Raw genomic sequence first — 12,039 nt, 5'->3', positions numbered from 1 at the left:
AGAAACAATTGAACGACTCTTTGGAACGGCTAAGGAGTACCATAATTTGAGATACACTAGAGAGAAAGGAAAGTCCAAAATGGAGGATCAGGTTGGGCTTACTTTGGCGTGTTTAAATATCAAAAAACTGGTGAAATGGATAGGAAATATCCCTTTTTATTTTTCTCAAATACAGATTTTTGAATGGAATATCAGATGATGAGACAAACTATTTTTGAAAAGATAAAAAGACAAACGTCATTTTTGGCGTTTGTCTTCGTTCTGAGAGAGAGTCACGTTTCTTGTGACTCTCTCTTTTAGTTCTTCATTAATTTCTTGTTATATAGTGGATTGAAATAAGATATGAACAAAGAGATTAGGAAAGTCAAATTAATTTCTAGAAACGTTTTAGAATCCTTAGTGTACTATTCTAGGTTCAATCCACTATATATGCCATATCTTTATTATAACATGTATTTTATAAACTAAGCTTATATATAATCAAAAAACGCATAGTATCAGGTAGTAAAAACCTTGATATTATTCGTTTTATTGTGGGAAAATTTACTTCGTTTTCTCCTGAAATTGAGTTTTTCCCAACCTTCATGTATGTTTATTTTATCTTTTTAGCCAACATTGTTGCAAAGCGTAGTTGGATACGATTGCCATTTTCATCACGACGGTGTAAATGACCAGGGTTTTCATTGTACTTCACTAACTCCCAATCCTTGTAGTAATTGGCCAATTCTCCCTCTTTAAAGGTGAATGGGAAGTTCACTGAGCAAGGATAATCCTCCGTGTCCATGGCACAAACGATAAGATTGTAGCCACCGATAGAGGTTTGTTCTTGCATGTTTTGGATAATAGCAGGAATACGTTCTGCTTGTAAAAACATGAGCACAACCGTTGATACGATAAAATCGTAAGTTTGACCTATGCTAGCTGAATTGATGTCGTAGAGACCAACAGGCATTTCTAAATCTTCTTGCTCCACAATGCTTTGCAACATTTCAAGGGAAAGCTCATTTTGGTCCACTGCTGTGACATCGAATCCATGTTGAGCGAGAAAGAGGGCGTTTCTTCCTTGACCACATCCTAGGTCCAGTGCCTTACATGGCTTGACCGTCTGCATAGCTTCTAAAACCTCCGAATGAACTGGATTGCTATTGTATTTCTTAGGAAAATAATCTTCTGGTTTACAATAGAATTCCAGATACCATTCTACATCATCTGTGGCAGCTTCCACTCTGTGCCAAGCTTGAGGTTGCGCCATAGGATTATCAGCACCTGCTTCAAAGAGGTGCTCAGCTATAACTTCCCCCTCCTCAGTCAATTCAATAAACTTAAGAGCCCCTTTTAATACGGTAATCTTGCCCCAGGTTCCGACCTTGGTATTGTGTTTTCTTTGAACAGCTTCTGGCATGGTGTCTTTATTCCAGACAGGCATGCGTTTATAGGCAACTAGTTTTTCCATTTACTTCACTCTTTCTATCGATGGTTAACAGCTTTCATAACACGCGCGATATCGCGATCTTGCTCACGACGTTTGATTGACTCACGTTTATCGTAGTCATGTTTTCCTTTAGCAAGTCCTAAAAGAAGCTTGGCATAGCCGTCTTTGATGTAGACTTTAAGTGGAACCAGAGTCATCCCTGTCCCTTTTGTTTCCTGCTCCAGTTTCTGGATTTGTTTTTTATGAAGGAGAAGTTTACGACGACGTTCTGGTTCCTGATTCCAGATATTGCCTTCCTCATAGGGTGCAATATGAACATTGCTCAACCAAACTTCCCCATTCTTAACCTGAGCAAACCCATCTTTCAGATTGATGCGGGCTGCTCGTACACTCTTGATTTCTGTACCAGTGAGGACCATTCCTGCTTCAATGGTATCAACAATTGTATAATCGTGGCTTGCTTTTTTATTTTGCGCGACGACCTTTCCCTCGCCCTTTGCCATGCTTAGCTCCTTTCTTTGCTACTTCCTTATAAAAAGGTTTCTTGCTTTTTTTCTTCTTGTCTTTTGGAGAATGCTTGCGCTTATCATTTGAGCGGCTAGTTTTTCTCTTGTCTTCTTTCTTATCCGAACGACGACCTCTATCCTTACAACCAGACTGTTTCAAACCTTTCTCAATGACATCAAATTCGCTTGGAATAAAGGAGAAATCAATCTCACCAGCCATCTTATCGGCTCTTTCAACACGAATACGAATCTGCTGCCCCACACGGAAGGTTGTCCCTGATTTCTCACCACGAAGGGTTAAATCACGTTCGTTAAAATGATAGAACTCTGGCAAATTGGTAATGTGAATTAAGCCTTCGACTGTATTTGGCAATTCAACAAAAAGACCAAATTTAACAATACTTGAAACGACTGCGTCATACTCTTCACCCACAAATGCTTCCATATACTCAGCTTTTTTCATAGCTTCAACTTCACGCTCTGCCTCGATAGCTCTGCGCTCACGATTTGAAGACTGGGTCGCAATCTCTGGAATAACCTGTTCAAAATGTTCTGCTATTTCCTTGGAACGTCCATAGTCACGAATCATTCGGTGAACCAAGAGGTCCGGATAACGGCGAATCGGACTGGTAAAGTGGGTATAATATTCCGCTGCCAGGCCATAGTGCCCATGGTTATGCTCAGAATAACGAGCCTGTTGCATAGAACGCAGAAGCATCATAGAGAGAACATCCGCATAAGGCTCACCTTCAACAGCACTCATGATGTCTTGAAGAGCTTCCTGACTAATCTCACTGGCAGTCCCATAGATTCGCAAGCCAAAACTTGAAGCATAATCAATAAACTTCTGAACTTTTTCAGCTTTAGGTTCCTCATGGATACGATAGATAAAAGGTAAATCAAGCTTGCTAAAATGCTCTGCAACCGTTTCGTTTGCTATCAACATAAAGGACTCAATCATACGTTCTGCAGTACCGCGATGACGAAGAACAATATCTACTGGTTTCCCTTGCTTGTCAACCAAGATTTTAGCTTCATTGGTATCAAAATTGAGAGCTCCACGCTTAATCCGCATACCTTCAAGAATTTCATGAAGCTTGGCCATGAGTTCAATACTAGGAACAATTTTCTTATACTCTTGTCTCTTCTCCTCATCACCTGCTAGGATATCATTGACATCACTATAAGTCATACGGAAACTTGTCTTGATAACTGTCTGCGTAATGGTGTAATTACGAACCCTACCATTTTTGTCAATTTCCATGATAGCTGATTGGGTCAAACGATCTACTTGAGGATTAAGAGAACAGATGCCATTTGAAAGGCGTTCTGGTAGCATTGGAACTACACGGTCTGTCACATAGACAGAGGTCGCACGATTGAGGGCTTCTTTATCAAGAGCAGAACCTTCCTTTACATAATAAGAAACATCCGCGATATGAACTCCAAGTTCAAAATTTCCATTCTTCAAGGGCTTGATGTGAACTGCGTCGTCCAAGTCCTTAGCATCTGCTCCATCTATGGTAAATGTAATTTCATCTCTCAGGTCCAGACGGCCTTCCATGTCCTTTTGGGATGGAGCATCTGGTACACTTTCTGCTTCTTTAATAACAGCCTCTGGAAATTCTGAGACAATATCCATAGACTCTAGGACTTCAAGGACATCAATCCCTGCATCTGTTGAATGTCCAACCACATCTAGGACACTCGCCACAAAGAAGTCATGTTTCTTACTTGGGTATTTATCGATAAAAACCTTGAGAACTTCTGTCCCTTCCAGTTTGAGAGATGGCTTTTTCACATAAATCGGTTGACTTATTTTTTGGTTTTTAGAACGGATATAACCTGCATACTTTGGTTTTTCTTCATCAAGAATTATTTGCCCAACAACTGTCGTTAAACTGTGCTCTAGGATGTCGATAATCTTTGCTTCTGCAGCAGTTCCTTTGTTACGGTCAGCAACTTTCTTGATGACAACTTCAACAGTATCGCCATCAATAGCATAGTTAACATCACTTTTTCCAACAAAAAGATCGTCTTCTTCACCTTCAAGACTCACAAAACCGAACCCATTTTTATGGGCATGGAAAATTCCTTTTAGGGTAATCTCATGTTTTTTCTTCTGTTCTAGGGTTAAACTACCATCTTCTTCAAAGCGAATCTGGTGCTTACGTTCCATCAAGGAAAGAGTTTTGATTAACTCACGGAAGTCCTTCGAACCATCCTTCCCGAGAGCACTGGCCAAGTCATTAACTGTGACACTCCCCTTCTCTTGTAAATATTCTTTTATTTTATCTTTCATGTTTACTTTCTAGATTTATAATATTTTCTTTTTGGTGTAAAACCTTATTTCTTTTAAAAATAAAAATAGGCAAAGACCTAGTCCCGCCCATTATTTTCTTATCTACTTGATAATACCGTCAATGCTAAGGCAATGGCTAGCCAGAAAAAGACTAAAATTCCTGTCAAACGTTGCATCACAGCTTCAAAACCGCGCGCTTTGCTACGTTCAAACAAATCACCTGCACTGGCATCAAATACATTGCTAGATTGGTTTTTAGTTGGTTGCATGAAAATTGCAATCACAATCACAACAGATAATACTAATAAAATGGTTAATAATAGGTTATACATATCAAACTCCTTAAAATCCCTATTATTCTACCATAATTTCTACTTAGATTCAAGATGTAGAGTCACTTTTCTTTCTTTAGGGCAATACTTTAAGACCTCAATCTTGTCTGGATGGGTTTTGGAGTTCTTACTGGTTAGATAATTGATGCTGCCACAAGAGGAGCATTTGAGATTGATTTTTACTCGCACTAGATTTCCTTCACTTTTAATAATGTTCTAAATTGGATAAGATTAAATAAACAACTGAGAGCTACACAAAGAGCTGTTGCATAAAATACTGAGTGATAGCCAAATTGTCCCGCTACTGCTGATCCTGCTAAGGGACCTATCACTCCTCCTAGATAAAAGAATACTTGATTAAAGGCAAATACCCTTGAAATGCCTGATTTGGGGGTCATCTTGCTAAGGAGTGCATTTACACCAGGGATCAGAGCTCCTGTTCCCAGACCAAATAGAAAACGATAGAAGCCTAATTGGAATGGGCTAGTCGCATTTGCACATAATAGATATATGAAAACTGAATATCCCTGAGCTACGACAAGTAGTCGATGATTGCCCACTTTATCACCTAATTTACCCATGATACCTGCACTCATCATACTTGAAAATCCCATGCTGGATACAATCAAACCAGAGACAAAGAGGAGATTCTCTTTCTGTCCCAGATCTCGTACATACAGGGCAAGGATAGGACCAATAGATTGGGCAGCAAATTGAATCACAAAGCTAGTTAGAAATAAATTTATCAGGAGAAAAGGATATTTAACAGAAGTAAAGAGCTCTTTTGTAGGGAGTGCTTTTTCTTTTGGCACAGGTTGAAAATTTTCTTTGATAAAAAGAATGGTTAAGATAGCAGCCAAGAACAGGAAACCACCAACCAATAAAAAGACATTTCGAATTCCAAAAATTTCGGCAATGAAACCACCGACAAAGGGACCAGTCAAAGTTCCAGCGACAACACCAGTTGATAAAGTCCCTAGAGCGTATCCTGACCTATCTTTGGGAACTTGACTTGCAATTAAAGCTGTCGCATTGGGTACAAATCCTGTGAAAACTCCATTAAGAAAGCGTAAGAACAAGAGCCAGAAAACATTTGAAACAAAGGCCAGACCTCCCATAGTAATAGTCATGGCTAGCCCTGCACGAATCATCATGGGTTTTCGACCATACTTGTCTGCTAAGATACCCCAAATTGGTGATACAAAGGCTGCAGAAATGGCTGAGACTGATATAGCTAAACCTGAATAAAAGGCAACTTGATCTCCTTCAATTCCTAACTGTTCGACAAAAATAGGCATGAAAGGAACAACGAGAGAAATGCTGGCTCCTGTTAAAAAGCAACCAAACCAAGCAATACGAAGATTATCCTTCCAACTAATCTTTTGCATGGGCATCGCCTCCTTCAAGTAAGGTCACTACTTGACTCAAAAGCTGCTCTCGACTGCCATTATTGTCTAATATATAGGTAGCAAATTTCTTCTTTTCTTCTAAAGGCCACTGTGAAGCTAAACGAGTTTCAGCTGACTCTTTGGATAACTGATCACGGTTCATTAAGCGATCCAGCTGGGTATCTCGGCTTACATAAACTAGCCAAGTTTCATCGAACCATGAAGCATAGTCCTGTTCAAAAAGCAATGGAATATCCATAAAAAATAGTTCTTCTATTTCACTGAACTTGTCTCTCAAAGAGCCCAATTCTTCACGGATGATTTGTCCTTGAGTTTCTTTAGACCATTCTCTCTCCTCAGAGTTAGAAAAGATCAGACTGGCAAGTAATGGACGATCCAGCCCCCCATCTTCTAGAAGGACTTTTTCACCGAAATGCTCTACTAAAATCTGAAAAAGGCGACCACCAGGTTTTTGAAGTTGGTGAACAAGCGCATCCGCATCTACCACTTCAAACCCTTTTTGTCTTAGAAAATTTGTGACGGTGGACTTCCCGGATGCAATACCACCAGTGATTCCGATAATTTTTCCCATCACTTTCTCCTTTGACATTTTGGGCAAAAATGGGTTCCACGACCACCGAGTTGAATTTTTTCGATAATGGATCCACAACGTGAACAAGCTTGTCCAGCTTTATCATAGACTTGATGAAAGTCTTGCATGGTCCCATCTTCGCCAAATGCATTGGTATAGGTGCGAATGGTTGAACCGCCTTTCTCAACAGCCTGCCCCAAGACTGCAATGGTCTGTTCATGAATAGCTGTCGCTTCAGCTCTTGTCAAACTCTGAGAAGGACTAGCTGGATGAACCTTGGCCCTCCAGAGAACTTCATCCACGTAGATATTACCCAATCCTGCAACGAGAGTCTGGTCGAGAAGATGCGATTTGATAGGTTTTTTAGATTTCTTCAGGGCAGCTATAAAATTCTCTAAGTCAAAATCCTGTTCAGTAGGTTCTGGTCCAAGCTTTTTAGATACAAAGTAAGCATCTAAGAGTTCAGGAGCAAGCAATTCCATAGTTCCAAACTTGCGTACATCCTCGTACACCAAAGTACCACCATCTTCAAACTGGATAAAAATATGAGCATGCTTACGCTCAGGAACATTGGTTGGGTAATAAAAATACTTGCCTTCCATCCTTAGATGAGAAATCAAGACCTTATCTGTCAGGTAGAAAAGTAAATACTTGCCACGGCGCCCCATCGATTGAATCTCTTGACCAGGCACTTCATTTTGAAACTCGTCCAAATCTGTCTTAATCATCTTGGGATAGCGAATTTCTATACTCGAAATCTTCTTCCCTAGAATCAGTTTTTCAAGACCTTGTCGAACCGTTTCGACTTCAGGTAATTCAGGCATAACTCCTCCTTCTCTAAAAACAAGAAGCAGGCTACTGCCCACCTCTTCTTAATATTCTTTTTCGTTATAGCCAAAGTCAGCCAAATCTAGCTTCTTATCTCGCCAGTTTTTCTTAACCTTGACCCAAGTTTCTAGGAAAACCTTGTCCCCTAGCATAAGCTCGATATCACGACGGGCCATAGTCCCAATTTTCTTGAGCATGGCACCACCTTTACCGATGACAATCCCTTTTTGACTGTCCCGCTCGACCATGATAGTTGCTCGAATATGAACCTTGTCTGTATCCTCGTCTCTTTTCATTGAGTCCACCACTACTGCAACTGAGTGTGGAATTTCTTCACGAGTTAAGTGTAAGACCTTTTCACGAATCATCTCAGAAACCAAGAATCGTTCTGGATGGTCAGTAATTTGATCCGCAGGGAAATATTGGAAACCTTCCTCAAGATTTTCACTGAGAATATCGACTAGACGAGAAACGTTATTTCCCTGAAGGGCTGAAATAGGAACAATTTCCTTGAAATCCATCTGGTTACGGAAATCATCAATCTGAGACAAAAGCTGGTCTGGATGAACCTTGTCAATCTTATTGACCACCAAAATTACAGGAACCTTAGCAGCCTTGAGTCGTTCGATAATCATATCATCACCCTTACCTCGAGCCTCATCTGCTGGCACCATGAAAAGTACGGTGTCCACTTCACGAAGGGTGCTATAGGCAGACTCTACCATAAAATCTCCGAGCGCTGTCTTAGGCTTGTGAATACCTGGTGTATCGATAAAGACAATTTGCTCCTTATCAGTGGTGTAAATCCCCATGATTTTATTGCGCGTTGTCTGCGCCTTATCACTCATGATAGCAATCTTTTGCCCCATAACGTGATTTAAAAAAGTTGACTTCCCTACATTTGGACGTCCTAAAATAGCTACAAAGCCTGATTTAAATGTCATAATTTCCTCTTACTGTTTAAAATAATAAATCCCAAATCCGTGGGAGAAAGATGAGTGCACCTGTCAAAGCCGCAAAAAGAGAAACCACAAGCACGGCACCAGCCGCCATGTCTTTAGCTTTTTTTGCCAACATAGAAAAGTGATAGTGACTAGCCAAATCTACTACATTTTCAATAGCTGAATTAATAATCTCAAAAGCTACCACCATGAAAATGCTCATAAGTAGAAATAACCATTCGATTCGTGACACCTGAAAAACAAAACCTGCAAGAACAACTACAAGAGCTGTCGCTGCATGCTTTCTCATATTACGTTCTTCCTCAATTGCAGTCAAAATCCCTGTAATGGCAAATTCTAAACTGGATATTAGGTCACGATTTTTCCATTTTCGTTTATTGTCTTGTGAGTCCATAGGCTGTCAAAATTTCTTCTTGTAAACCGAACATCTCCGCTTCTTCTTCGGGAGTGTAGTGATCATAGCCGTTAATGTGTAAAAAGCCGTGCACTGCCAAGAAGCCCATCTCACGCTCAAAACTATGACCGTACTCCTCAGCTTGCTCATGTGCCTTATCAATGGAAATGAAAAGCTCACCGATATAGGCATCAAACTCAGACATCATCTCTGCTAATTCTGGATTTTCAAGTAAATCTTCTTCGTCAAAGGCAATTTCCAACTCTGGCTTATACTCAAGGCTAATGACATCTGTCGGACGATCGGTATCACGAAACTCTAGATTGAGTTCATGGCTTCGTTCGTTGGTCACAAATGTGACCGCCATTTCCTTGTCTTCTTTTCCAATTTTTTTTGCAGCAAATTCTAAAATTTCCTGTGTTTGTTCTAAAATTTCTTTTGAAACTTGTCCAGTTTCATCTACCATTTCAATATACATGTGCTTCTCGATTCTCTTTACTTGGCTTTATTATATCACATTTCTATGATTTTATTCTACCTTTTTGATATAATACTATGGAATACATTCACGAGGAGAGAATCATGTCATTTGATGGATTTTTTTTACACCACATGGTTGAGGAATTGCGAACTGAACTACTAAATGGTCGCATCCAAAAGATTAATCAACCCTTTGACCAAGAATTGGTCCTGCAAATCCGTAGCAATCGTAAAAGTCATCGTTTGCTCCTGTCTGCCCATCCAGTTTTTGGACGCATCCAGTTAACAGAGTCCACCTTTGAAAACCCTGCTCAGCCATCTACTTTTATTATGGTATTGAGAAAGTATCTTCAAGGAGCAGTTATTGAGTCAATCGAGCAAATTGAAAACGATCGTATCGTGGAAATCACGGTTTCCAATAAAAACGAGATTGGGGACCATATCCAGGCTACACTCATCATCGAGATTATGGGCAAACATAGCAATATTCTCCTTGTAGATAAGTCTAGTCACAAAATTCTTGAAGTTATCAAGCATATCGGTTTCTCTCAAAATAGCTACCGTACCTTATTACCAGGTGCTACTTATATCGCTCCTCCAAGCACAGAGGCTCTCAATCCTTTTACCATCAAGGATGAAAAATTGTTTGAAATCCTACAAACTCAAGAATTGACAGCTAAAAACCTTCAAAACCTATTTCAAGGTTTGGGAAGAGATACAGCAACCGAGTTAGAAAAACAACTGCTTAATGATAAACTAGCCACTTTCCGGAACTTCTTTGGACAAGAAACCAAACCTTGCCTAACAGATAAATCCTTTTCTTGTGTGCCTTTGTCAACTAAAATTGAAGGACATTTTTCAAGCTTATCTCAACTTCTTGATGTCTATTACAAGGATAAAGCCGAACGTGACCGTGTGAAACAACAGGCTAGCGAACTCATTCGACGTGTTGAAAACGAACTACAAAAAAATCGGCAAAAACTAAAGAAACAAGAAAAAGAACTTCTGGCCACCGAAAACGCAGAAGAATTTCGACAAAAAGGTGAGTTACTAACCACTTTCCTTCATCAAGTTCCCAATGACCAAAATCAGGTCATTTTGGAAAACTACTACACCAACCAGCCTATCACGATTGCACTTGATAAGGCACTAACGCCAAACCAAAATGCTCAACGCTACTTCAAACGCTATCAGAAATTAAAAGAGGCTGTTAAATACTTGACTGACCTGATTGAAGAAACTAAGGCAACCATTCTCTATCTGGAAAGTGTAGAGACAGTTCTCAATCAAGCCGGACTCGATGAAATTGCTGAAATTCGTGAAGAATTGATCCAAACAGGATTTATCCGCAGAAGACAAAGGGAAAAAATCCAGAAACGACAGAAACCTGAGCAGTATCTAGCTAGTGATGGAAAAACAATCATCTATGTGGGGCGCAATAACTTACAAAACGAGGAATTGACCTTTAAAATGGCCCGTAAAGAAGAACTCTGGTTCCACGCTAAGGATATTCCTGGAAGTCACGTTGTTATCTCAGGCAATCTCAATCCTACTGATGAGGTTAAGACAGACGCAGCGGAACTCGCTGCCTACTTTTCAAAAGGACGTCTCTCCAACCTCGTTCAGGTGGATATGATTGAAGTTAAAAAACTCAACAAACCAACTGGTGGAAAACCTGGTTTTGTCACCTATACTGGGCAAAAGACCCTCCGTGTCACACCCGCCCCTGAAAAGATTCAGTCCATGAAAATCAAATAAAGTCTTGTATACTGGTGGGCTGTTACTGCTATAGACTCAAATAAAAATGGGAGGTGCGTTCAATGCTACGGCATATTAAATCTATTTTAACCATAATATTCGGAGCAGCCATTTATGCCTTCGGACTCACGTATTTCGTTGTGCCCCACCACTTATTCGAGGGTGGAGCAACGGGAATCACCTTGATTACCTATTATCTCTTTAACATCCCTATCTCCATGATGAACCTCATCATCAATATCCCATTATTCATTCTAGCCTGGAAAATTTTTGGTGCGAAGACCCTATACAGTAGCCTACTCGGAACCATTTCCTTATCTATTTGGCTAGCAATCTTTGAAAAGATTCCTCTCAGCTTTAATCTTGAGGGAGATCTGGTTATTGTTGCATTAGTTGCGGGTGTTCTTTTAGGACTTGGTCTAGGTATTATCTTCAATGCTGGTGGTACCACTGGAGGAACAGATATCGTCGCTCGAATCCTGAACAAGTACACCAATATCTCCGTAGGGAAATTACTCTTTGCACTAGACTTCCTCATCTTAATGCTCATTTTAATTATCTTCCAAGACCTTCGTCTCGTTACTTATACACTTCTATTTGACTTCATCGTCTCAAGAGTTATTGACTTGATTGGTGAAGGCGGATATGCTGGAAAAGGTTTTATGATTATCACTCAAAAGCCTATGGAAGTGGCAGATAAAATCAATGAAGAGTTAGGTCGAGGTGTCACCTTTATATCTGGACAAGGTTACTACAGTCAAAAAGATTTAAAAATTATCTACTGTATCGTAGCAAGAAATGAAATGGTTAAGATGAAAGAATTGATTCATACGATTGATCCTAAGGCCTTTATTACCATCACTGAAGCTCACGAAATTCTTGGGGAAGGCTTCACATTTGTGAATGAAGAAACTTCCTAATATCTAGATATCAAAAATGAGGCTGGGACAGACAGCCATGACGACATAGCCGTCACCCACAGAAACACGAAAATAAAGACAAGAGCCCTCATTTAGAAGTATAATCTAAGTGAGGGCTTTGTGGTTGATAATTTCTTGAATATCA

Annotated in this window: 14 protein-coding genes; 3 read left to right on the top strand and 11 right to left on the bottom strand. The window is 39.9% G+C overall.

Annotated elements, in window-relative coordinates:
- Positions 1–199 (top strand): transposase (locus tag QM911_RS09250; RefSeq protein ID WP_414313814.1); only part of this gene is annotated, 199 nt, incomplete at its 5' end.
- 393 nt (positions 200–592) lie between these two features.
- On the opposite strand, the gene tehB is transcribed toward QM911_RS09250, so the two are convergent.
- From tehB to ybeY, 11 genes are all read right to left on the bottom strand, one after another.
- Positions 593–1,453 carry an SAM-dependent methyltransferase TehB gene (gene tehB / locus QM911_RS09245; protein ID WP_414313813.1) on the bottom strand — a complete coding sequence of 287 codons (861 nt, stop codon included), beginning with the start codon at positions 1,451–1,453 and terminating at the stop codon, positions 593–595.
- A gap of 14 nt (positions 1,454–1,467) precedes the next feature.
- The gene (gene smpB, locus QM911_RS09240) at positions 1,468–1,935 is read right to left on the bottom strand and encodes an SsrA-binding protein SmpB (RefSeq protein ID WP_153224728.1); all 468 of its coding nucleotides are present in this window, start codon (positions 1,933–1,935) and stop codon (positions 1,468–1,470) included.
- Positions 1,898–4,240 carry a ribonuclease R gene (gene rnr / locus QM911_RS09235; protein WP_414313812.1) on the bottom strand — a complete coding sequence of 781 codons (2,343 nt, stop codon included), beginning with the start codon at positions 4,238–4,240 and terminating at the stop codon, positions 1,898–1,900. Before rnr ends, smpB begins: the two co-directional genes overlap by 38 nt.
- A 98-nt stretch (positions 4,241–4,338) precedes the next feature.
- Positions 4,339–4,572: a preprotein translocase subunit SecG gene (gene secG / locus QM911_RS09230; protein WP_000282514.1), complete on the bottom strand. Its 234-nt coding sequence runs from the start codon at positions 4,570–4,572 to the stop codon at positions 4,339–4,341.
- A 39-nt stretch (positions 4,573–4,611) separates the two neighbouring features.
- Complete coding sequence (gene rpmG / locus QM911_RS09225; protein ID WP_001809104.1) at positions 4,612–4,761, bottom strand: 50S ribosomal protein L33; 150 nt, start codon at positions 4,759–4,761, stop codon at positions 4,612–4,614.
- Entirely contained in the window at positions 4,761–5,960 is a 1,200-nt protein-coding gene (locus QM911_RS09220; protein ID WP_414313811.1) for a multidrug efflux MFS transporter, read from the bottom strand. The genes rpmG and QM911_RS09220 overlap by 1 nt, the downstream gene beginning before the upstream one ends.
- Complete coding sequence (gene coaE, locus QM911_RS09215; protein ID WP_049503545.1) at positions 5,947–6,552, bottom strand: dephospho-CoA kinase; 606 nt, start codon at positions 6,550–6,552, stop codon at positions 5,947–5,949. Before coaE ends, QM911_RS09220 begins: the two co-directional genes overlap by 14 nt.
- A complete protein-coding gene (gene mutM, locus QM911_RS09210) occupies positions 6,552–7,376 on the bottom strand; it encodes a DNA-formamidopyrimidine glycosylase (protein ID WP_414313810.1) in 825 nt (274 codons plus the stop codon). The genes coaE and mutM overlap by 1 nt, the downstream gene beginning before the upstream one ends.
- A gap of 48 nt (positions 7,377–7,424) precedes the next feature.
- Positions 7,425–8,324, bottom strand: coding sequence for a GTPase Era (era, locus tag QM911_RS09205; RefSeq protein WP_049503548.1), 900 nt, complete (start codon positions 8,322–8,324; stop codon positions 7,425–7,427).
- 16 nt (positions 8,325–8,340) lie between these two features.
- Positions 8,341–8,736 (bottom strand): diacylglycerol kinase family protein, encoded by a 396-nt coding sequence (locus QM911_RS09200; protein WP_049503550.1) that lies wholly within the window; start codon positions 8,734–8,736, stop codon positions 8,341–8,343.
- Entirely contained in the window at positions 8,717–9,214 is a 498-nt protein-coding gene (gene ybeY / locus QM911_RS09195; RefSeq protein ID WP_049503552.1) for an rRNA maturation RNase YbeY, read from the bottom strand. The genes QM911_RS09200 and ybeY overlap by 20 nt, the downstream gene beginning before the upstream one ends.
- A gap of 104 nt (positions 9,215–9,318) precedes the next feature.
- On the opposite strand from ybeY, the gene QM911_RS09190 reads away from it, so the two are divergent.
- Positions 9,319–10,974, top strand: coding sequence for an NFACT family protein (locus QM911_RS09190; protein ID WP_414313809.1), 1,656 nt, complete (start codon positions 9,319–9,321; stop codon positions 10,972–10,974).
- Between the two features lie 62 nt (positions 10,975–11,036).
- Positions 11,037–11,894, top strand: coding sequence for a YitT family protein (locus tag QM911_RS09185; protein WP_414313808.1), 858 nt, complete (start codon positions 11,037–11,039; stop codon positions 11,892–11,894).
- The last annotated feature ends 145 nt before the right edge of the window (positions 11,895–12,039 follow it).

Source organism: Streptococcus infantis (genome assembly GCF_047460825.1).
Taxonomy (GTDB): Bacteria; Bacillota; Bacilli; order Lactobacillales; family Streptococcaceae; genus Streptococcus; species Streptococcus infantis_V.
This window is presented reverse-complemented; position numbering and strand designations above follow the sequence as displayed.

What these genes read in the sequence shown, in the direction of transcription:
- QM911_RS09185 (WP_414313808.1), top strand. Translation starts at nt 11,037, where the DNA reads ATGCTACGGCATATTAAATCTATTTTAACCATAATATTCGGAGCAGCC.
- smpB (WP_153224728.1), bottom strand. Translation starts at nt 1,935, where the DNA reads ATGGCAAAGGGCGAGGGAAAGGTCGTCGCGCAAAATAAAAAAGCAAGC.
- mutM (WP_414313810.1), bottom strand. Translation starts at nt 7,376, where the DNA reads ATGCCTGAATTACCTGAAGTCGAAACGGTTCGACAAGGTCTTGAAAAA.
- QM911_RS09220 (WP_414313811.1), bottom strand. Translation starts at nt 5,960, where the DNA reads ATGCAAAAGATTAGTTGGAAGGATAATCTTCGTATTGCTTGGTTTGGT.
- ybeY (WP_049503552.1), bottom strand. Translation starts at nt 9,214, where the DNA reads ATGTATATTGAAATGGTAGATGAAACTGGACAAGTTTCAAAAGAAATT.
- secG (WP_000282514.1), bottom strand. Translation starts at nt 4,572, where the DNA reads ATGTATAACCTATTATTAACCATTTTATTAGTATTATCTGTTGTGATT.
- rnr (WP_414313812.1), bottom strand. Translation starts at nt 4,240, where the DNA reads ATGAAAGATAAAATAAAAGAATATTTACAAGAGAAGGGGAGTGTCACA.
- QM911_RS09190 (WP_414313809.1), top strand. Translation starts at nt 9,319, where the DNA reads ATGTCATTTGATGGATTTTTTTTACACCACATGGTTGAGGAATTGCGA.
- QM911_RS09200 (WP_049503550.1), bottom strand. Translation starts at nt 8,736, where the DNA reads ATGGACTCACAAGACAATAAACGAAAATGGAAAAATCGTGACCTAATA.
- tehB (WP_414313813.1), bottom strand. Translation starts at nt 1,453, where the DNA reads ATGGAAAAACTAGTTGCCTATAAACGCATGCCTGTCTGGAATAAAGAC.
- coaE (WP_049503545.1), bottom strand. Translation starts at nt 6,552, where the DNA reads ATGGGAAAAATTATCGGAATCACTGGTGGTATTGCATCCGGGAAGTCC.
- era (WP_049503548.1), bottom strand. Translation starts at nt 8,324, where the DNA reads ATGACATTTAAATCAGGCTTTGTAGCTATTTTAGGACGTCCAAATGTA.